Genomic DNA, 19626 nt, shown 5'->3' on the forward strand with positions numbered 1-19626 from the left:
GCTACCAGCGGACGGGCAGCGCGTGCAGGCCGCACAGCACGCCGTCGTACTTGAACGGCAGCTCCTCGGTCGGCACCGCCAGGTGCAGGCCCGGGACGCGCTCGAAGAGCCTGCGGTAGGCGATCTCCATCTCGATCCGGACGAGGTTCTGGCCCAGGCACTGGTGGACGCCGTAGCCGAAGGCCACGTGGTGGCGCTCGGTGCGGGCCGGGTCGAAGGCGTGCGGGCAGGCGAAGGCCTGCTCGTCGTGGTTGGCCGCGGCCACCAGGGGGATGATGCCCTCGCCGGCCCGGATCAGCCGGCCGGCGATCTCGACGTCTTCGGTCGCGACCCGCAGGGACACCAGGTCGGCCACCGAGTGGAAGCGCAGCGTCTCCTCGACCACCCGGTCGTCCCCGATCCACTCGGGATTGCTCAGCAGGGTCAGCACGCCGAGCGCGATGTTGTTGGCGGTGGTCTCGTGGCCGGCGATCAGCAGCAGCATCAGCACCCCGGACATCTCCCGGGGCTCGATCGCGCCGGTCGCCAGCAGCCGGCTGATCAGGTCGTCACCGGGCCACTTCTGCTTGATGGCGACCAACCGGTTGATGTAGCGCAGCAGTTCGCGCGAGGCGGTGTCGCGCTGCCCGTCGGTGGAGGACCGGATCGCCACCAGGGTGCGGGTGCGGGACTCGAAGAAGTCCCGGTCGACCGGCGGCACGCCGAGCAGCGCCGAGATGACCAGCGAGGGGACGGGCAGGGCGAAGTCGGCGACCAGATCGGCCTCGTTCCCGGCGGCCAGCATGGCGTCGATGCACCGGTCCACGGTCTGCTCGACGGCGGGCCGCAGCTCCCGGACGCGGCGGACGCTGAACTCGGGGATGAGTGCCTTGCGGAAACGGTCGTGCTCGGGCGAGTCCAGGCCGACGAACCATCCGGGGATCTGCTCCTGGCGGGGCACGCCCATGGTCTGGCTGATGTTTGGGAAGCCCGGGTGGTCGGGGTTGGAGCTGATCCTGCGGTCGGTCAGGACGGCCCGGACGTCCTCGTGCCGGGTGACCAGCCACACCCGGTTCCCGTTGGGCAGGTGGCACACCACCAGGCCGCGCTGCTCGCGGTAGTCCTGGTAGCGGGGCGGCGGAAAGGCCTCACCGGGCCTGCGCAGCGGGAAGTCGACCACCCGCGGTTCGGCGTTCGTCATGTCGTCGGGTCTCCCTCGGGCGTGGTGCGCGCGTCAGGACGCGTCGTAGAACGCGCGGACCCGCTCGATCACGCGGTCCTGGTCGGCGGTGGTCAGAGCGGTGTAGGTGGGCAGGTAGAGGCCGTCGGAGGCGAAGCGGGTCGCGTTCAGGCCGGTCCAGGCCGGGTCGAGGTAGCCGGGCTGGCGGCTCATCGGCTGGAAGAACAGCCGGGTCTCGATACCCTCGGCGGCCAGGAACTCCCGGAGCTCGGCACGTCGTTCGGCCCGCAGGTCGTACATCCACAGCACGTCCCGGGGCGGCATCAGGGTGATCCCGGGGATGTCCTTGAGGCCCTGGTCGTAGCGTCGCTCGATCTCCTTGCGGGCCGCGAGGAACTCGTCCAGGCGCTCGGTCTGGGCGAGGGCGACGGCGGCCTGCATGGCCGTCATGCGGAAGTTGTAGGCGAGCTTCTTGTGCAGGAAGCTGTGGTCGGCGGTGAAGGCCATGGCCCGCAGGTGCGCGAGTTGGTCGGCCAGCCGGGGGTCGTCGGTGAGGCAGATGCCGCCTTCGCCCGCCGTGATGATCTTGTTGGCGAACAGCGAGAAACAGGCGATGTCGCCGACCGGGCGGATGCCGTGGGCCTCGGAGGAGTCCTCCACGACCCGCAGGTTGTACTGGTGGGCGATCTCCATGACCGCCGCCATGTCACACCGGCGGCCGTAGACGTGCACCGGCATGATCGCCTTGGTGCGCGGGGTGATCCGCTCCTCGATCCGGGTGACGTCGATGTTCAGGTCGTCCGCGCAGTCGACGAAGACCGGGGTGGCGCCGGTGTAGGTCACCGCCCAGGCGCAGGCGATCATGGTGAACTCCGGCACGATGACCTCGTCGCCCGGGCCCACGCCGAGCGCGCGCAGCGCCAGCGTGAGGGCCGCGGTGCCCGAGGAGCAGGCGACACCGTGGGCGGAGCCGTTGTACTCGGCGAAGGCCTCCTCGAAGCTCCGGACGTACGGCCCCTGCGACGAGATCCAGCCGTCGCCGATCGTGCGGGTGACGTAGTCCAACTCTCGCCCGTCGAGGCTCGGCCGGGACACGGGGATGGTGAAGGGCATGGGGTCCTCACTCTGGGACGGGCCACCACGTCGCGGGCTGCCGCTCCGCGGGTCGGCCCGGGACGGTGGCGTGGATGATCAGGCCAGGGCCGGCAGGCCGAGCAGGAGGTCGGCTGCCGCCGCCCTGCCACCGGCGACGCGCTGCGCCTCGCCGACGCGTTCGGCGCGCTCGCGGAAGGAGCGGTCCCCGAGGACACGGGTGAGCTTGTCGACGACGTCGTCCGGGTCGAGGTCCTGCGGCCGGTCCAATGTCAGGCTGATCCCGAAGTCCTGTCCGCGTACGGCCTGGTCGTAGCAGTCGACCCACAACGGCCTGATCACCAGCGGTTTCCCGAAGTACACGCCCTCGTGGAAGCCGTTGCCGCCGCCGTGGGTGAAGAAGACCTCGACCTTCGGGTGGGCCAGCACGTCCAGCTGGGAGGGCAACCAGCTCTCGACCCGCAGGTTGTCCGGCAGCTCGTCGCGCGGCGGCAGGAGGTGCTGCTGCTCGGCCGGAAGCCGCCACAACACCTGGTGCCGGCCGTCCAGCCGCCGCGCGACCTCCACGAGGTCGCGCACCTGTGGCCGGGTGAGCCGGGTGATCGTGCCGAAGCCCATGTAGACGACGGAGGACTGTGCGTCCAGCCAGTCCATGACGCCGGTCGGGTCGTCGTCCGGCGTGGCCTCCGGCAGCGGCGGCACCATGGCCCCGACGAGCTTCACCTTCCCGGGGATTTCGAACGGATAATCGAGCTCCCGTACGGAATTGCAGAGCACCATTTCCGCACGGTCGATCCGCGTCATGGGGCTGGGCTTCGGCAGGTCCAGCTCCTTGCGCAGCCGGGCGTCCTCGGAAAGCACCCTGCCCATCCTGGGGTGGAAGAAGAGCGCGAGCGTGCGGAGCCTGAAGAGACGGTTGATCAGCCTTTGGCCGAAACCCATCGGATACGGAAGCCCGGAATGCGGGACGGGGAAATCCCTCGGCGTGTGGGAGGGCCCGAACGGGCTGTGCGAGGTGAGCACATTGCTCGGGAGGAACGGCACGCTCAGGACGAACGGAATGCCCCGGGTCAGAGCCAGGTCGACCGCGAAGGCGCTGACGCAGTCGATCACCATCACGGCCGGATCGCACTTGTCCACCACGGCCGCGAGCCGGCGGTACTTCTCGGCCTGCAGGTCGGGTCGGTAGGACTGGTGGATCACCGCGCGGTGCGCTTTGAAGCGGGACGGCTGGGTCACCCGGCGGTACACCTCGTCGCTCCAGCTGACCGCCGACAACTCGGAGAAGACGTCGCCGAGGGAGGCGAACTCCACCGCCGACCGGTCGGCCAAGGCGAGCACGTCGGCGCGCCGGGGCTCGTCGGTGGCGAACCAGAGGTCGGGCACAGCTCGTCGGGCCAGCTCACCGGCCAGTACCAGCAGGGGGTTGAGCAGACCGCTCTCCGGAAGGCTGACAAACAGGATCGGCCGTTGCGCGGCGCTCATCGGACTCCCTCGGGGCGGGGCTGGCGGTCGGGACTGCACCCCACCTTGGTCTCACGCCCGGTGCCGGGAATTCCTTAGTCCTCGGGCCGGCCGGTCGCCGCGGTGACTCGATCCTCCGCTTGTGTACCGGTTTGGCCGGAAGTCGCAGGTCAAGGGAAAGCCATGGTTCATCCAAGCTTTCCCCTGCGTGGCACCGGGTGCCCGGGTGGCGATCCACCGGATCCGGGCCTGGGTGAGGCCCCGGGCGCCGTGGTTCGAGTACCCGACGGCTTCTTGACGGGCCCCATATATTCCTTCACAGGGGGCTTGGGTACGCTGAATCCCCGTCAGCTGCAATTGCGGTTCGTTCCAGGCGTGGCCCCCGGAATACTCGGAATCGTCATCGAACCTCTCCTCGGTACACCCGCGGAATCGGCCCGGGGTGGCCGCCGGTCAACGTTGACCGGCGTGTCGGCCGGTATCCGCGGCTCCGTGCGGAGTTCAGTGCGGCTCAGGCTGCGGGAGAAGGCGCCGGGACGTCCCGAGGAGATCCAACCGCATTCGTTCCTTGAAAGGATCCGACTTTCCGTGGTGATTTCCCATGCAGACCAGGACGGTGCCGTCCGGACCATCGAGCCCGCCCGCGTCCAAAGGGACGTCGCGGGACCGCAGCACCGCCCGCTGGTCGGACAGCCCGGTCTGACCATGGCCCAGCTCGACCGGGCCCTCACCATCCGGCAGGCCAACGAGGCCTTCTTCTGGCAGTTCGGGCGCTCATCGGCCGACCTCTGCGGCCGGACCTTCAGCGACCTCGTCCACCCGAGCGTCCAGCAGCCGCTGCTGCGTCAGTTCTCCGGCCTGATCGAGGGGCGGCGGGACCGCTTCGCCACCGACGTCATAGCCGTCGGTCCGGACGACGAGGCCTTCACCGTCCCGCTCACCGCCGTCATGGTGCGCGGCGGGCTCCCCGACGAGTCGTCGATCCTGGTGATGATGCCCGACGGGCGCCCGGAGACAGGCGGGTCCGAGGTCGTGGCCGGCCAGAAGAAGCTGCTGAGCGAGATCGACGCCAGGATCCTCGAAGGCATCGCGGCCGGCGTCTCGACCGTACCGCTCGCCGCCCGGCTCTACCTGAGCCGCCAGGGCGTCGAGTACCACGTGACCTGCCTGCTGCGGAAGCTGCGGGTCCCGAACCGCGCCGCCCTGGTCTCCCGGGCCTACTCCATGGGGGCCCTCAAGGTCGGGGTCTGGCCGCCGAAGGTCGTCGAGAGCTTCGTCAAGTAGCCGGGCCCGCTTTTGCCGCCGGCCCCGGAGCGCAGGGTGCCCACCCGCCCCCGCGTACTCGTCGCCGACCTCGGCCTCGTCGACGGGTGCGTGGACGGTCAGGACGCCCTGGTCGCAGGTGGCGGTGACATCCACCGCCTCGGCGGGCACTCACAGGGTGCCGAGGAGGACGTCGTCGGCGATCTCCTCGCGGATCGAGTCCCGGAACGGGCGGTGGCGACCTCGCACGTCATGACGTCCCGGACGGTTCGGCACTGCACTGCCTGCTCTCCTTCCCGCGCTCCGCCGGTTCGCGGGCGCCGTTCACCCGGTTGCGTGCTCGGGGCTGTGCGGGCCGAGACGGAAAGTCTCGGCGGTCCAGGGCGGCGAGTTGGGCATTCGAAGAAGCGATCGCGGATCCGATGCTCGGGGATCGGGCCGGCGCCGCTCAAGTGGATCGCCTTCGGGCGCGCCTGCGTCGAACGGGGCGTCTTCGAGCACCCGGGCGGCGCTGTCCACCGCGGCGTCCAACTGCTTGTGGGTGTCCTTGGGCAGGCTGCCGCTGCCTAGCGCGGAGGCGGCGAGAACCTGTTCGAGGGCGGCAGCTCGATTGGCGTCCAGGACGGCGCGAACGGCGGAGTGGGTGAGGAGGTCGCGCAGGGCGTAGCCGTCGCAGGAATCCTCCGTTCGACTGATGGCGGCCCGGGCGAGATTTCGGGCGGCAGGGGTGCCATGGTCGGTGGCGTCGAGGACAGTGAGGGCGAGCCTGGTGGTGAACACCGCGAGGCCGTCGCCCGAGTCGAGTGCGGTCCACAGGTCGGCGGCGTACTCGGCGGCGTGCCGGTCGCCGGGGCGGCACAGAGCGGTGAGGGCGGCGGTGACGGCGTCCTCCCACGGGTCGCCGTCTTCGGTCTCGCGCAAGAGGGTCAGGGCGGTGGGACGGTCGCCGCAGGTGGCCGCGGCTAAGACGGCGGTCTGGCGGCCGTCGAGGATGCGACGGCCGATGCCATGGTGCTCCTCGATGTGGCGCAGAGCCTCTTGCCAGTGGCCGGCAGCGGTCAGGGAGCGGGTACCGTCGGCGATGACGACCCGCCACAGCCATGCTCGGACTTCCGCTCGCTGCTGGTCGGTTTCGGTGAGGCGGGCGGGGACGGTGATGCCGTCGAGCGTCGTCCCGGTGGCGGTGGTGACGGCGCGGTAGAGGTCGAGGAGGAGTCGGTGGCCGCGTTGGTGGCGGCCGGCTCGGAGGTGGAGACGGGCGAGGTTGACGAGGGGTTCGAGGCCACGGATGGCGCTCATGGCCGGGAGCGGGCCGCGGGTGAGGTAGAGGACGGCGTGGCGGTGGCACAGGGCTCGGGCGTCGGTGGGCAGGCCGAGATCGGAGGCTAGGAGGGCGGCCTGATTGAGGACGATGGAGGCGAGGACCGCGTCGGTCTGCCGGGAGGCCGTGTCGGCCAGCTCGCAGAGCCGGCCGACACGGGCGTTCAGGGGCAGGCAGACGGGCCGGATCCGCGGGACCAGCGGGAAGCGCTGGGCGGTCGGTCCGGTCGGGTGCACGGCGGCTACTCCCAGGTGACGGTGATCGGGTGGTTCGGGCGCTCCAGGACGAAGCGGTCGGCCGCGGGGTCGGCGGCGCCGGGGGTGTCGGGGAGGGCGATGCGCAGGGTGCGGTCGCGGAAGCCGGTGTTCCAGACGCGGATCTGCTCGGCGACGAGGTCGGCGAGCGCGACGCCGTCGGGGCCGTGGCCGATGACGCCGGTCTCGTAGGTCTTGCGGCCCTCGTCGGTGGGCTCGCTGGGGCGCAGGGTGAGGTAGGCGAGGGAACCGCCCTGGACCGTGGCCATGGCGCCCCAGCCGAACATCGGGGTGACGGTTCCGCGTTCGTGCGCGGAGCCGGTGACGCTCATCCGCATCAGGGAGTTGGGCAGGTTCAGGGCGAGCCACAGGTCCTGGTACTCGTACGTGGTGCCGGCGGGGATGGTCACCCCGGTCCAGGTCTCGTGGCGCCGGCTGTCGAGGACGCCGAGCAGCCGGGAGGCGTCGACGGCGGCGTCCTGGTCCTTGTGGACCTGGAGGGTGACGTCGCCCTCGCCGGTGAGCTGGACGGTGCGGCGGGCGTCGTCCATGCTGCCGCGCAGCGGCATGAAGACCGCGAGCTGGTCGTCGACCGACACCCAGCCGCCCTCGCCGCGCTCGAAGGCGATCACCCGGGAGGCGGTCCCGCGCAGCCGCAGCGGCAGGACGATCCGGCCGGTGGGCTTGACCTGCTCCAGCCACGGGGTGGGCATCTCGCTGGTGCTGACGGTGGCGATGACCCGGTCGAACGGCGCGCCGTCGGGGTGGCCGAGCGCGCCGTCGCTGAGGACCGCGTCGACGTTGGTGATCCCGGCGTCGGCGAGGTGCTTGCGGGCGCCGTCGACGAGGTCCTCGTCCACGTCCACGGCCGTCACATGCCCGTCCTGGCCGACGATGCGGCCCATGTAGGCGGCGTTGACGCCGGTGCCCGCGCCGGCCTCGAAGATCCGCTCGCCGGGCTGCGGGTGGAGCTGCTCCAGCATCAGGGCGACGATCGCGGGCTGGGAGGCGGCGCTGATCTGCGTGCCGGAGCCGTCGGCCTTGGTGTAGGTGGGATTGTCCGCGTACGCGGCCTCCAGGGGGAAGCCGGGCAGGAAGTGCTCGCGGGGCACGGCACGGAAGGCGTTCTCCACCGCGGCGGTGCGGATGGCGCCCTGTTCGAGCAGCCGGTCGGTGAGGGCGGCGCGCAGCTCCTCGGCGGTCGGAGAGGCGGAAGCGGTGTCGCTGCTGAGCGTAGTCATGTCGGTGACCCTAGTAGTGGTGCGGATGGTGGACATCGAAGGCGCGGGGCCCTCCTCGGAGTGGAAGACGGTGTCCAACGCCCGCGCGGCCAGGGAGGCTTGGTGGTCGACCGGCAGGCCGGCGCGATTGGCGTGGAAGAGGAGGTGGTGCGCGAGGACCGCCCGGAGCCCGCGGGTGAGGTGGCCGTCGCGGGCGAGACAGGCGAGGTCCTGCCCGGCCTGTTCGAAGGCGTGGACCCAGGCGCCGTGGTGGGCGAGCGGGGTGGTGTCGCGGGTGAGGGCCCAGGTGTCGAGGCGCATCAGGTGGCGCATGGCGGCGGTCAGGGTGGCGGCACGGTCGGGTGCTACGGGCTTCGGGGCGTCTCGGAGCATCGCGAACTGGGCCCAGACGTCGCCCTGTTCGTACCAGTCGAGTCCGGCCGCGCGAAACATGGCGGAGATGAGGACGACGACGGTCTCGGTGCGGCCGAGGGCGGGAGGGTTCGGCTCGGCGGCCCGGACCAGCAGGTTGCGACTGTCAGTATGGAAGAGGCGGTGGGCGACCTCCATGGCCTCGGGGCCTCCGAACGCCTCGGTCTCGGGCTCGTAGATCACGGTTGCCCAGCCCGCGAGGAGGCCCTCCTCGGCGAGAGTGTCGAGCAGGGAGGTGAGGACGGGCACGGGGGCGACGGCCCGGTAGCGCAATCGCAGCCCCTTCTTGCGCATGTACCACCAGCCGTCCAGGTCGCCGTTGCCCTGGGCGAAGGTGAGTACGGGGGCCAGGTGGTGGGCAGCGGTTGGTGCGATAGTGGCGGGGTCGGCGAAGGTGAGGTCGTGCTGGATCCAGCCGGTGGTCATCGGATCGGTCCTCGGTCGGGTGATCAGGAGGTGAGCAGGCAGGCGTCCCAGTGGGTCGCGGGGTCGGTGCCGGTGGCGGGGGCGAGCAGGGCCAGGGCGGTGCCGGCGGCGCCTTCCAGGAAGGCCGGCCCCGCGCTCACCAGAAGGTGGCGGGCCTGCTCGTCGGGGTCGGCGTGCGGCGGGTGGGTGGTGTCCAGGAGCAGGGTGGCGGCCGAGCGCAGCCGGCCGGCGTTGAGCGGGGAGGCGTCGGCGGCGGCGCGGTGGGCGATGTGAGCGAGCCCGGCGTAGCCGTGGCACGCCGACAGGTCGGTGGTGGCAGCCAGGGCCTTCGGGTCCACGAGTGCGGTGGCCAGGCCGCTTTCGGCGTCGTGGCGCAGGTGCGGGTCGTCGAGGGCGAGGGCGGCGAGTTGCTGGGCGCGGGCGATGCCGGCGGTGCCGTAGCACCAGCTCGGCCGCTGTGGCGGAAGCGGTCTGCGGTCAAGGCCGGTCAGGTGTGCGGGGGTGATCCAGTACGGCCAGGCGTGGTTGTCGCGCCAGCGCTCCAGCCAGGCCAGGACGGTGCGGATCGCGTCGCGCTGGCCGTCGACCTCGATGTCGCGCCGCAGCGAGAGGGCGAGGAGCGCGAGCGGCCCGGCGATCCCGTGCGCGAGCCCGGTGTTGGCGTGCCCGCCGGGGAACCGCTCGTCCCGCTCGCCGGACGGGCCGGTCAGGGTCCACCAGCCGGGCAGGACCTCCCCCTCGTGCTTGACGTTCCCGGTCAGACGGACCAGGCAGGCCACGACCCGCCGAATCGCCTCTCCGTCGGGAGCGCGGCGCAGGAGGACCGAGCCGATGCCGGCAAGCCCCCGGATCGTGTCGAACTCGGCGAGCCGTGGCAGGTCGCCCCGCTCGGTACGGGCCTCCGCCTGCTCGCAGCGGCGTACCGCGTCAGCGGCCACGACCTGGTCCAGGTGGTCGAGGCCACGCTGGTAGGAGCCGGGGCGGGCCTGCACGGCACAGGTGAGGGCGTGGGCGAGCGCCGGGGCGCCGTAGTAGAGGTAGCTGTCCGCTCCGCTGGTGACCGAGACGCCGGCCGCGACCGACAGCCAGGCACGCACCGGCTCCCACGGGCCCCGGCCGGCGGCGGCGCGCTCGATGTGGAGCAGGGCGATGCCCGGGGCGCCGTGCGCCAGCGACTGGCGCCACTGCGGGCGCGACGACCACGTAGCGGGCACGTCGGCAGGATCGGCCAGCAGCTCGGCGATTCGGTCAGACAGCCGGAGAGCAGGGTGCGGGGTGGTCACAGGGCACGGTCCCGGGACAGGCGAGCGAGAGCGGCGGCGCGGGCCAGGTAGAGCACCCGGCCCTCGTCGTCGAAGTCGATCCGATGCGCGCGCACGTACGAGCAGTGCAGCAGTGAGCCGAGAACGTCGTCGGCGTTCACGCCCCGGGTGGCGGGCCCCGGGAAGTGACGACGATAGGCGTCCAGCGCGATGTCACGGCCGGCCCACGCCTGCACGATCTCGGCTCCGCCCGCCTCTTCGCGCAGCGCGGCCCACCCGTCGGCAGGGTCCGCGAGGCATACGGCCTCGGCGAAGAGCGGCCGGGGGATGGCTGCCGGGGCCTGGGCTGGGATGTTGTCGACGAGCCAGCGCAAGCCGGCGGTCGCCGAGCCGGTGAACCCGGCCGCGATGGCGACGGCGTGCGCGGCGAGTAGCGCCTGCCGGCCGGGCAGCGCGGGCTGGACCAACTGGGCGAGGACGGCTGCGGAGTCGGCGCGGAAGACCTGCTCGGCGGCGGCCCAGGCGGGCCCTTCACCCCACCGACCGGTCTCCGCGTAGGAGGTCGGGTACACCACCTCCGACAGCAGGCCGGCATGGTGGAGTTCTGCGGTCCACGTGCTGATCACGGTGGCGGCGGGCCCGAAGGCGGCAGGGTCGGGCAGGGCGATGCGCAGCCGCAGGTGCTGACGCGGGTCACGGAAGCGCACGAACCACCACTTCGGATTGCCGAGACGCTCCAGCAGGTCGGTCAGGTGCCGCGCGAGGACGGTGTCCTGGCGCTCCAGGTCGCCGTAGAGGGAGGCGAGGAGTACCCGTGAGGTGCCGGGAGCGTCACCGTGGCTGTGACGCAGGACTCGCGCAGGGGTGGGATGGGGCAGGCGAGGCCAGATAGGTGTCCGGGTGGCCGTGACCGGGATGGCGATCTCGTGGGCCCGCCCGCTGGCCCATCCGAGAGAGGCCGGGTCGGGCTCCTCGACGAGGACTGCGTGCGTGCCCATGCGCAGGTGTTCGCGCAGCAGGACGCGGTGGCCGGGGTGGTCGAGGTCGAGTGGCAGGCCCTGGCTGTCGGCGGCCAGCAGCACATGCCGTGGGACGCGGCGCCGTCTCGCCCACGAAGCGAGGGCTTGGTCCCATTGGTCCTGCGGGGCCCCGTAGGAGTGGAGTTCGGCCGCAGTTAGCCGCCAGGCGGCTGGGGAGAGGATGACGCGCCGGTGCCTCAGCCGTGGCCGGAACGGCAGGGCCTGGAGGGCGCCCCAGTCGAAGCGTGTGACCTGTGCAGTCTGTGCGCGGGACAGCTCGGTGATCAGCCGGGCGAGCGGCGGGGTGTGGTGGCGGAGGTTCAGGGCGTGGGTGGCAGAGGCTTCGATCCGGACACCGAGCGCCGGTGCTGCCAGGTACATGCGCTGTCCGTCGCAGCCCACCGCGAGGTCGTCGGGGCCGAGGGTGCCGTCGGCCGTGGGGCGGTGCTCGGCGAGGCTGATGACCAGCTGGCCGGTGGGCACGCTGCGGGCGACGTGCCCGGTCGCCGGGTCCAGCGGCGGGAAGGAGAGCTGGGCGGTGATGGCGTGCTCGTCCATCGTCGGCAGGTCCGTCAACAGCTCCGTGAACGCCGCTCGATCGCGGGATTCGAGGAGGTGGAGGAAGCGGCCGACGGAGACGCCGGCGGCCCTGGACGCCGAGACGACTTCCAGTCGGAACTCGCCCCGGTCGAGCGCTTCTTGGCTGGGGGCGTGGATGCGAGCGACGACTTCCAGGTGCGGTGTCAGACGGGGTTCGGTGGGGCCCTGGTCGAGTGCGGCCAACAGGCGCTCGTCGAGGACGACCTCGCGCGCGCCGTCGAGAGCGGCCTGTTGGGCGATCGTGGCCAGGATCCTGTCACGCTCGTCGAAGCGGGGCTTCTCGGCGGGCCGGGTGCCGGGATAGCCGTCGGGCCAGCCGATCCCGCTGTCGGCGACCACATCGAGCAGCGGTACCAGGGCGCCGCGGCCGTAGCGCTCGTAGAACCGCTGGTGGTAGGAGCGCCATGCTGCGGTGCCGTTGGGCGCAGGGCTGAGCCGGGCGAGCAGGTGGGCTGCGCGTGCGGCCTCGTCGGCCACCGCGAGCGGGAGGACGAGGTCGGCGTCCAGCCGCAGGTCCACGGCGGCCGCGAGAAGGTCGCCACCGGCGGCGCCGGCGGCGCGTAGATCTGCCAAGGGCGCGGCAGTTGCGGTGACTTCTTCGGCGTCGGCGGCCTCCAGGGCGGACAGCAGGTGTTGGAGCGGATCGGTACCGGTCGCCGGCGCGTGCAGATTGGTGATGAGCGCCTGCAAGGCGATGAGCTCGGCGAGGAGACCGGACACATGCTCCGTGGCCGCGCTGGGGAACTCGGCCTGGATCTTGTCGGCCAGCTCCTGGAAACGAATCGGATGGCGGGCGGAGGCGATGGCGAAGGAAACGGGACGGGTGTGGCGCACGGTTGTCTCGGCTGACGTCGTGCCGCCGCCGGGTCGTTCGAGCGGGCGATGGGGGACGACGAGACGGTCGCCACGCACCTGGACGGTGGTGTTCGCCGTCACGTCCAGACGGGCCAGCAGGGCGGGGCAGCGCTCCAACCGCTCGATCAACCGGGCCAGACGGGCGGTAGAGGCACGGGTGACGGCGTGATGCTCGTCGCCCCAACGCAGGTCGCAGGACGGTCCGAACGACACCGCTTGCACCCCGGCGAAGTGACCGAACGGGGTCGGGCGCCCCGTCGCCCGGGCCAAGTAGCGGGCGGTGGACAGAGCAGCACGCCGCACGTCTCGCGATGAGGGCGAAGGGGAAGCCGTCAGCTGAGCAACGCGCCGGGCGAGAGCCGGACTGGCCAGGCCGAGGGATTGGGAGAGCAGCGTGTCCGCCCATACGGCGCGCAGCCACCGCATTCGGCGGTCGCTTGCTGAGGCACCATCGCCGTCAAGCTCCGGCCACGCGGGAACTCGCAGATCGGGTCTGGCAACGGCGCGTACGAGCGCCACCTTCGCGGCGCGGTAGGGAGCCGTGGAAGCGGGAGGGCGCATGGGCGTGGACCTCGCAGTCGGAGACAGGACGGGACGGTGTGGCGGCCGGTGCCCAGGGACGCTGCTCCCGGGGCACCGGCCGGCCGGGTCAGTGCAGGCCGGTGGTGCAGGCGCCGCAGGTGCTGCCGCAGCCGTCGTCGGTGAGGACCTGCAGGCTCGCCGCGTCGGCGGTCTCGACGGTGCGGACGTCGAGGTCGAACTCGTCGCCGGCGGCGGGCGTGGTGGCCTTGGACTCGACCGTGATCTTCTGGGCCATGGGGCTTCTCCTTGTGGTGGGTTTCCCTTGCGGGACCTGGAGCCGGGGCGCGGGTGCGCCTCGCGTCACCAGGAGACGGTGGGGCGGCAGTGCCGGGTGTCGGTGTTCGGCTCTGCTGCGGTGGGGAGTTGGTCGCTCAGGCTTCCCGCAGGCCGGCTGTTCGGGCGCGCGGCAGTTGGGCACGACGCGAGGAACCCCGGATCGAGACCGAGCGCGGGATGCGGTTCGCCCAGCGCGCGCAGTATCAGCCGCTCGCCCGAGAAGGCGGTGCGGCCGTGCAGCACACGGTGGTTGTCCAGCACGACACCCTGCCCGGGCGCGAGACGCAACCGCTGGGTGTTCCGGTCGAGGGCCTGGCACAAGGCCGGCAGGTGCGCCTCGGCCTCGGGCGAGAAGCGGGCGAAGTCGTCCTGCCGCAGCCGCAACCGCCAGCGGTCGCCTGGCAACTGCTGAAGGAACGGGGCGAAGAGGCCGCTCGATCCACCGAAGAAGGCGGCCCGATCCGCGGCGAACGCTTCGATGACGGCTGGGCGGTGCGCAGCCAGCTCGGCGAGGACGGCTCGGCCGTCCACCAGCAGGCTCTCGCCGCCGGCGTCGCCGGCCCGCGCACACGCGAGCAGGAGCAGCCGGGGCGGCGCCGGGTGCTGTGCGCACTCGGTGTGCAGAGCCAGGGCTTCGCGGCCCAGCCCCGCGAAGCCCGGCCGTCCGTCGTGGCGGCCGGTGTCGCGGATCATGGTCAGACCGTCCGGGTCGGCATCCCGGTGCTGCCACAGCGCGGACATCAGCCGACCGGCCGTGCGGAGCACTTCGTCCCGCCCGCCCAGCCTGGCGAGCCGGAGCATCCCGTGTTCACGAAGCACCGCTGCCGCGTGCTCGCGCGCTTCTCCGTCCAGCATGCGCGCGGTGAACCCGTCGCCGCTAGGGCGGTTGAAATCGGAAGACGGCATCGTGGATCTCCCTCAGGGAACCGAGTGGGTGGGAGGCGACACACTTTCCACCGCCCGTAAGCCGAATGGGAAGTGACAGATTGTCAAACCGTGATCGCCGGGCAACGTGGCGCCGCGCGAGCGCTCAACTGCTACCTTCGACGGGCCCGTGACCGCCTGCGCGCCCCGGAAGAAGCGATGACCGGACAGACAGAACAGCCCTACGTGCCGCCGACCTTCCCGATCTCCATCAAGGGCGTCGTGCTCGACCCGCAGCAACGGGTGCTGTTGCTGAAGAACGAGCGTCAGGAATGGGAACTGCCCGGTGGCAAGCTGGAGGGAACGGAGACGCCCGAGCAGCGGGTGATCACCGAGATCCACGAAGAGAGCGGCTGGACGGCCACTGCCGGCCCGCTGCTCGACGTGTGGATGTACGAGCCGATCCCCGGCCGCCAGGTCTTCATCGTCACTTACGGCTGCACCGCCACCGACGCCCACCGGGCCCCGGTCGTCAGCCACGAACACAAGGAAGCCGGCCTCTTCCACCGCGACGAGGTGCCCGGGCTGGTCATGCCACAGGGCTACAAGGACTCCATCGCCCGCTGGTACGAACAGCACGACCAGGCCTGACCCATGGCCGGGATCGACCCCTACAGCGGAATCCGCTGGCACTGGACCACACCGAGAGCCCAGGACATCCTGCGCCGCCGCGCCCTGCCCGAAATCCTCCAGCTCTATCGCGAACTCCACACCCTGCCGCAACAGGAGCTGGCGGACCTCCTCGGCTACTCCACCAGCTACGTCTCCCGCATCGAGACCGGCTCGCGCACCATCACCGACATCGGCGCCCTGCGCCACATCGCCGAACGCCTCGGCCTCCCGCCTCACTGCCTCGGCATCACCGACGACGCCGACGGAGACCACCAACTCCTGATCCAACTCGCCGACTCCGTGCTGCGCCTGGCCGAGGTCGCCCGCCAGGCCGGCCAAGCCACCACCGCAGTCGCCGAGCTGTGGCCGCTGGTCGCCCGCCTGGAAGCCCGAACCGCCGACGGCCACGCCGACCTCGACACCCTGCGCCTCCTCGCGAGCGCCCGTGTCGGCCTCGGCGTCGCGCTCGGTCACGTGCTCCCGGAGGAGCGCCTGGCCGCCGCAGCCCGTTGGACCGGCAAGGGACTCAGCGTCGCTCGACGCCTGGGTGATCCGGGCCTGCACGCCCACGCACTGCGCCACCACGGCAACGAACTTCGCAAGTCCGGCTTGCACCTCCGCGCACTGGAGAGGCTCGCGCAGGCACGCGACATCGCCCGTACCGCCACCGAACGCGCCGAGGCCACCATGCTGCTCGCCCGTGCGGCCGGAGCCGCCGGGAACTCTGCCGTCTTCGACGCCGCTATCGATGAGGGCCGCCGACTGCTGAACGATGTGACGCCTACCGCCCTGTTCTCCGAGTTCACACTCCACGAAGTCCGCCTTCGAGGTCTCATGGGCACCGGACGGGTCGCCGAAGCGGTTCGGCAGCTCGACCGGGCACCGGCCACCGGTCTTGCAGCGACGTCCCAGTGGCGGATCATCGCGGCGATCACGGCCGGCGAAGTGCTGCTGCGGAAGGGAGACCCGACCGGCGCGGCGCAACAGCTCAGCGCCGCGGTCGACGGCGCCACCCTCCACCGCCTGCCGCACCAACTCCAGCGCGCTCTCCGGGCCGGCCGACGTCTGCCTGAAGTCAGGGAACAGGCGGACGGTGCCCTGGAACGGCTGAGGGCGGAGATAGCTGCCTGATCTCCACGGCGGCGGGACACCGATGAACACGGCGGACCACATCCCTTGAACTGGTGGGCGGCCCGCCTTGGGACAGAACCAAGGCGGGATCACTGACCGGAAGCGGCAGAGACCGGGTGGCTCCCGGTTGCTGGTTCGGTCCACATGGGCGCGCCCGGCTCTGGAGCCCGAGCGGGTGCTGAGGAGACGAGCGTCACGCAGAACGTGAGGATCGCGGCTGCAGAAACGACTCGAAAGATCATTTGGTCTTCCTGGAACTGGTGGAAGCAGTCGGGAACAGATGTCGGGCAGCAGCCGTGGCCCGCGAGGTGCCTCCGCGCTGGTGGTCACTCGGAGCGTGATCAGGCACGGGGGTAGGCAGGTCGGCGTGGACGACCTTGCCCCGGTGCCAGAGCTGCACGCCCCACTTGCCCTTCGTGAGCTTGTGGACCAGGTCGAGGCCGCGTCCGGACTCGGCGTCGGAACCGGCGTCGATCCGCACGGGCAGGGACGCCGACCCGTCGGAGACCAGCAGCCGCACGGTGTGGTCCGTCGGACGTCGAATGGCGACGATCATGTATGTCTGACAACCGGTACCAACCGCGTTGGCAACCAACTCGGAGATGATCAACAGGGCGCCGTCGATCAGGTCGGGCAGCTCCCACTCGGTCAGCTTGGCGCGGACCAGGTGACGGGCCGTCGCAGCCGACTGCGCGACGTACGGCAGGCGCACGGTCGCCGGTCCCGGCGGCGCGGGCGATCGCATCTCGGCGGTCTGTGTGGCGAGTTCCAGGCTGGTGGTCATCGCACGGTCCGCGTGCGTCGCCCAGCGCCCGTCCGGGTCAGCATCCGTTGGTCCTGGGGTCGGTGCCGAATCCGGCTGCGCGGCGCGGGGTGAACAGGCCGGCGGCCGAGGACGTGAGCTCTCGCCGTCGCCAGTGGTCGCCCGGGGAGCGGCGCTGCGGAAGCGCGCCAGCCAGGGCAGCAGGGCGGGCGGCAACGGTGAGGAACGCGCCGCGCTCTCGCAGGACGGTCGCCAGCCGGTCGAAGGCGGCTGTGTGCTGGTTCGGGGTGGCCTTGGGGTCGTCGTGGACCATGCCGCGAGTCCAGGTGACGACTCCGGCGACGATGTGCTCGGACAGCGCGTGGGTGACGGCCTGCCAACCGGGCCGAGTGACGAGGGGCTGCGCGGCGTCGACATCCACGGCGAGCAGGGCCACGGTCCACTGACGGGCCTCGGCGAAGGCGCGGACGTGAGCCGCGAGGAGATCGGCGGCGGGTGCGTCTCCGGCGCAAAGATAGATGGCGACGGGAATGCACCCGGTCGGTCGTTGGTGGTCGCTGGTCATGCAGACCACTGTCACCGTCACATCACCGTCAGTGAAGACTCGGGGCGTGGTAGCGACCGAAGTCGCGGAGGGCCGACTACCACGCTCCGTGGGACCCGTTGGGACGTCGTCGGCTGGGTGCCACGGACCGTGGTGGTGGCGTGTTTCCGCTGCTCATGGGGGCACCACGCCCCGATGTGGTCCCTACCTGATGACCAGTGGGACGCCGGCGGCCTGCGCGGCACTGCGCGCCATCGACACCGACACGTCCGCGATCCGGTCCGTGATCACGCCTGGAAGTGCCTGGTGACGCACCCATGTCGGGGCCATCCGGCACGCTTCCTTCAAGGCTGCCGCGGCGGCCTCCCACTGCCGCGTCTCGGTGCGTGTCAGCGCTACGTCCAGGTGGAACCGCGCTCGGGTGGCCAAGGGCATCTCCGGGTGTAGGCGGGTTGTCTGGATCAGCCGCACTGCGGCGGAGGTGTCGCCGAGCGCCATTGCCACGGACATGGCCTGCGTGGCCGCGTACGACGGCCCGAACGGCTGACCTTGGTCGCCTCGGGCATGTTCCCGGCCGAGCCGCGCAGCCACGGCGTGGGCCTGACTCAGGTAGTCGCGGGCGGTGTCCGCCTTCGCGCCGCCCCGGGATGCGGCGACGGCCGCGTTGGTGACGAGTTGCCCGTACACGCTGAGCCGGTCGGGGTCGCTGTCGGACATCCTCGGTTCCACCTTGGCCGCAGCGCGCTCCGCGACCTGCACGCCCTTGGCCGTGTGCCCGTCCCGGAGGCAGATCCACGACAGCGAGGCCATCAGGTGGGCCGACCGTAGGTCGTCGCCGATTCGCTCTGCGACGTTGCGGCCGTGGGTGATCGCCGTGTAGCCGAGGTCGCGGGCACCAAGGACGTTGGCCATGACGGCGGCAGTCTGGAAGGCGTCGGCCAGTACTCCGCCGGCGGCTTCGCGCCGGTCGGGCTCGGCGGCGTCGTAGAGGGCCCACGCCTCGGGCAGCAGCCGGGAGAGGATCGCACCGAGCTCCACGTACCGGGCGCTCCAGAACGCGGCGTCCGCCCGCCGCGCGGCGTCCCGCAGGTCGTCCAGGCTGCCGGGCTCGACATCGGTGCCGATGCCGAGGCCGGTGTCGTGAACGGCCGCCGAAACCGCGCGGAGGGCGGCGCGTTCATCCAGTTCCATGCCCCGTCGGGGAGACTGCTGACCGAGGATCACCGACACGTCCGTACCAAGGCCAACGGCCACCTTCAGCAGCGACGGCAGCGACAGGTTGCCGCCCTGTTCCAGCTTCCGGATCGTGCCGAGGGAAACCCCCGACTTCTCCGCCAGGGCCTCCTGCGTGACGGCTCTGCCGCGCAGGATCTTGACTCGTTCCGCCGTGGTGCGTTCTGCCCAGAGGGTCATAGGCTGACTCCGTCTCAGGTTGTGGCCTTCCCGGGACGGTACCCCCGCAGAGTGGGGGTATGGCAGAGAACGGTCACGCCCCGTGCGTCAGCTGACGTGCGGGGCGCGGCCGGTCGATAGGTGACTCAGACGCGGGCACCGATGCCGAACAGGGCCGCCACCCGGGCAGTGGTGCTGGGCTCCCCGTCGGCGAGCACCGTCGTGATGCCGAGTGCTTCGGCCGGCGGGAGGTTCACCGGATGGTCGTCGACGAACACGCACGCTTCACCGGGAAGTCCCATGCGGTCGAGCGTCAGCTGGTAGATCGCGGGGTCCGGCTTCGCGAGGCCCTCCCGCTCGGACACCACCGTCACGTCGAACAACTCCCACACCCCGCAGGCGGCGTACGGGTCGTACGGGTCCAGGCCGAAGCTGTTCGACAGCATCGCAACCACGTACCCGGCCTCGCGCGCAGCCTTGGCGAGCGCCACCATGTCGGCAGCCGGCCGGACGTCGGACCATGCCCGGCCCATCAGATTCTCATGATCGCTCAGCCCGAGGTACGGTGCCGCCTGGCGGTTCCACTCGGCCTGGCTCAGGGCTCCCCGCTCAAGGTCGACGTACAGCTGCCGGACCACCGGGTGCGTGTTCAGTGTGCGCCGCCACGCCTCGGGGTCGAGTCCCTGGCGGATACACCACTCCCGGTGCACCTGGAGCGCATCCGTGGTCAGAACCCCGGCGAAGTCCAGGATCAGGCCCCGATACGAGGACGGCGGCGTATCAGTGTCGCGTGACTGGGCCATGGTGGATCCCTTCTTGGTACGTCGCTGTACCGCGAAGGTACCCGCCACCCGACGCCGTGGGACACAGCCCGCTGCCCCCTGATCCGTGGGACACCGGGTCGTTACTGACATCAGCTCTTTGGGGTGATGGATCTGCCGTTTCGCTGAGGGACGGTCACCTGCCGCTGTAGACCGTCTGGCATGCGATATGCGGATGGGGGCGGGCTGACAGCGAAGGCACGTCAGCGCCGTG

General features: G+C 71.3%; 16 protein-coding genes. 3 read left to right on the plus strand and 13 right to left on the minus strand.

Translation table 11 applies throughout. From position 1 onward, the window contains the following. Position 1 precedes the first annotated feature (1 nt). The 3 genes from AB0D10_RS42685 to AB0D10_RS42695 form a co-directional block, all read right to left on the minus strand. Complete coding sequence (locus tag AB0D10_RS42685) at positions 2-1180, minus strand: cytochrome P450 (RefSeq protein ID WP_360267322.1); 1179 nt, start codon at positions 1178-1180, stop codon at positions 2-4. Between the two features lie 33 nt (positions 1181-1213). After that, positions 1214-2272: a DegT/DnrJ/EryC1/StrS family aminotransferase gene (locus AB0D10_RS42690; RefSeq protein ID WP_360267325.1), complete on the minus strand. Its 1059-nt coding sequence runs from the start codon at positions 2270-2272 to the stop codon at positions 1214-1216. A gap of 78 nt (positions 2273-2350) precedes the next feature. After that, positions 2351-3736, minus strand: a complete 1386-nt coding sequence (locus tag AB0D10_RS42695; RefSeq protein ID WP_360267328.1) for a glycosyltransferase — start codon at positions 3734-3736, stop codon at positions 2351-2353. A gap of 684 nt (positions 3737-4420) precedes the next feature. Between AB0D10_RS42695 and AB0D10_RS42700 the strand changes: the two genes are divergently transcribed. Then, positions 4421-4999 carry a LuxR C-terminal-related transcriptional regulator gene (locus AB0D10_RS42700; RefSeq protein WP_360267359.1) on the plus strand — a complete coding sequence of 193 codons (579 nt, stop codon included), beginning with the start codon at positions 4421-4423 and terminating at the stop codon, positions 4997-4999. Positions 5000-5302: 303 nt separating this feature from the next. Here the strand turns inward: AB0D10_RS42700 and AB0D10_RS42705 are convergent, their stop codons facing one another. From AB0D10_RS42705 to AB0D10_RS42730, 6 genes are all read right to left on the minus strand, one after another. Next, a complete protein-coding gene (locus tag AB0D10_RS42705; RefSeq protein ID WP_360267330.1) occupies positions 5303-6535 on the minus strand; it encodes a hypothetical protein in 1233 nt (410 codons plus the stop codon). A 5-nt stretch (positions 6536-6540) separates the two neighbouring features. Further along, positions 6541-8631 carry a methyltransferase, FxLD system gene (gene fxlM / locus AB0D10_RS42710; RefSeq protein WP_360267333.1) on the minus strand — a complete coding sequence of 697 codons (2091 nt, stop codon included), beginning with the start codon at positions 8629-8631 and terminating at the stop codon, positions 6541-6543. Between the two features lie 23 nt (positions 8632-8654). Continuing rightward, on the minus strand, positions 8655-9845 hold the full coding sequence (locus AB0D10_RS42715; protein WP_360267336.1) for a lanthionine synthetase C family protein: 1191 nt from the start codon (positions 9843-9845) through the stop codon (positions 8655-8657). A gap of 65 nt (positions 9846-9910) precedes the next feature. Further along, positions 9911-12928, minus strand: a complete 3018-nt coding sequence (locus AB0D10_RS42720; protein ID WP_360267338.1) for a lantibiotic dehydratase — start codon at positions 12926-12928, stop codon at positions 9911-9913. Positions 12929-13016: 88 nt separating this feature from the next. After that, positions 13017-13184 carry an FxLD family lanthipeptide gene (locus AB0D10_RS42725; protein ID WP_360267341.1) on the minus strand — a complete coding sequence of 56 codons (168 nt, stop codon included), beginning with the start codon at positions 13182-13184 and terminating at the stop codon, positions 13017-13019. A gap of 65 nt (positions 13185-13249) precedes the next feature. After that, positions 13250-14131: a TauD/TfdA family dioxygenase gene (locus AB0D10_RS42730; protein ID WP_360267343.1), complete on the minus strand. Its 882-nt coding sequence runs from the start codon at positions 14129-14131 to the stop codon at positions 13250-13252. 177 nt (positions 14132-14308) lie between these two features. Here AB0D10_RS42730 and AB0D10_RS42735 point away from each other — a divergent pair, with 177 nt between their 5' ends. Together AB0D10_RS42735 and AB0D10_RS42740 are read left to right on the plus strand one after the other, a co-directional pair. Beyond that, entirely contained in the window at positions 14309-14740 is a 432-nt protein-coding gene (locus AB0D10_RS42735; RefSeq protein ID WP_360267346.1) for an NUDIX domain-containing protein, read from the plus strand. 3 nt (positions 14741-14743) lie between these two features. Further along, on the plus strand, positions 14744-15892 hold the full coding sequence (locus tag AB0D10_RS42740) for a helix-turn-helix transcriptional regulator (protein WP_360267349.1): 1149 nt from the start codon (positions 14744-14746) through the stop codon (positions 15890-15892). A gap of 238 nt (positions 15893-16130) precedes the next feature. On the opposite strand, the gene AB0D10_RS42745 is transcribed toward AB0D10_RS42740, so the two are convergent. The 4 genes from AB0D10_RS42745 to AB0D10_RS42760 form a co-directional block, all read right to left on the minus strand. After that, the gene (locus tag AB0D10_RS42745; protein WP_360267351.1) at positions 16131-16676 is read right to left on the minus strand and encodes an ATP-binding protein; all 546 of its coding nucleotides are present in this window, start codon (positions 16674-16676) and stop codon (positions 16131-16133) included. A 37-nt stretch (positions 16677-16713) separates the two neighbouring features. Next, a complete protein-coding gene (locus AB0D10_RS42750; RefSeq protein WP_360267353.1) occupies positions 16714-17220 on the minus strand; it encodes a hypothetical protein in 507 nt (168 codons plus the stop codon). Between the two features lie 183 nt (positions 17221-17403). Continuing rightward, on the minus strand, positions 17404-18612 hold the full coding sequence (locus tag AB0D10_RS42755; protein ID WP_360267356.1) for a helix-turn-helix transcriptional regulator: 1209 nt from the start codon (positions 18610-18612) through the stop codon (positions 17404-17406). Between the two features lie 125 nt (positions 18613-18737). Beyond that, complete coding sequence (locus AB0D10_RS42760) at positions 18738-19394, minus strand: HAD family phosphatase (RefSeq protein WP_360267362.1); 657 nt, start codon at positions 19392-19394, stop codon at positions 18738-18740. Positions 19395-19626: the final 232 nt, after the last annotated feature.

It is taken from the genome of Kitasatospora sp. NPDC048545 (assembly GCF_040651155.1).
Lineage (GTDB): Bacteria > Actinomycetota > Actinomycetes > Streptomycetales > Streptomycetaceae > Kitasatospora.

What these genes read in the sequence shown, in the direction of transcription:
- AB0D10_RS42730 (WP_360267343.1), bottom strand. Translation starts at nt 14,131, where the DNA reads ATGCCGTCTTCCGATTTCAACCGCCCTAGCGGCGACGGGTTCACCGCG.
- AB0D10_RS42685 (WP_360267322.1), bottom strand. Translation starts at nt 1,180, where the DNA reads ATGACGAACGCCGAACCGCGGGTGGTCGACTTCCCGCTGCGCAGGCCC.
- AB0D10_RS42740 (WP_360267349.1), top strand. Translation starts at nt 14,744, where the DNA reads ATGGCCGGGATCGACCCCTACAGCGGAATCCGCTGGCACTGGACCACA.
- AB0D10_RS42745 (WP_360267351.1), bottom strand. Translation starts at nt 16,676, where the DNA reads ATGACCACCAGCCTGGAACTCGCCACACAGACCGCCGAGATGCGATCG.
- AB0D10_RS42695 (WP_360267328.1), bottom strand. Translation starts at nt 3,736, where the DNA reads ATGAGCGCCGCGCAACGGCCGATCCTGTTTGTCAGCCTTCCGGAGAGC.
- AB0D10_RS42760 (WP_360267362.1), bottom strand. Translation starts at nt 19,394, where the DNA reads ATGGCCCAGTCACGCGACACTGATACGCCGCCGTCCTCGTATCGGGGC.
- AB0D10_RS42755 (WP_360267356.1), bottom strand. Translation starts at nt 18,612, where the DNA reads ATGACCCTCTGGGCAGAACGCACCACGGCGGAACGAGTCAAGATCCTG.
- AB0D10_RS42735 (WP_360267346.1), top strand. Translation starts at nt 14,309, where the DNA reads ATGACCGGACAGACAGAACAGCCCTACGTGCCGCCGACCTTCCCGATC.
- AB0D10_RS42720 (WP_360267338.1), bottom strand. Translation starts at nt 12,928, where the DNA reads ATGCGCCCTCCCGCTTCCACGGCTCCCTACCGCGCCGCGAAGGTGGCG.
- AB0D10_RS42750 (WP_360267353.1), bottom strand. Translation starts at nt 17,220, where the DNA reads ATGACCAGCGACCACCAACGACCGACCGGGTGCATTCCCGTCGCCATC.
- fxlM (WP_360267333.1), bottom strand. Translation starts at nt 8,631, where the DNA reads ATGACCACCGGCTGGATCCAGCACGACCTCACCTTCGCCGACCCCGCC.
- AB0D10_RS42700 (WP_360267359.1), top strand. Translation starts at nt 4,421, where the DNA reads ATGGCCCAGCTCGACCGGGCCCTCACCATCCGGCAGGCCAACGAGGCC.
- AB0D10_RS42725 (WP_360267341.1), bottom strand. Translation starts at nt 13,184, where the DNA reads ATGGCCCAGAAGATCACGGTCGAGTCCAAGGCCACCACGCCCGCCGCC.
- AB0D10_RS42690 (WP_360267325.1), bottom strand. Translation starts at nt 2,272, where the DNA reads ATGCCCTTCACCATCCCCGTGTCCCGGCCGAGCCTCGACGGGCGAGAG.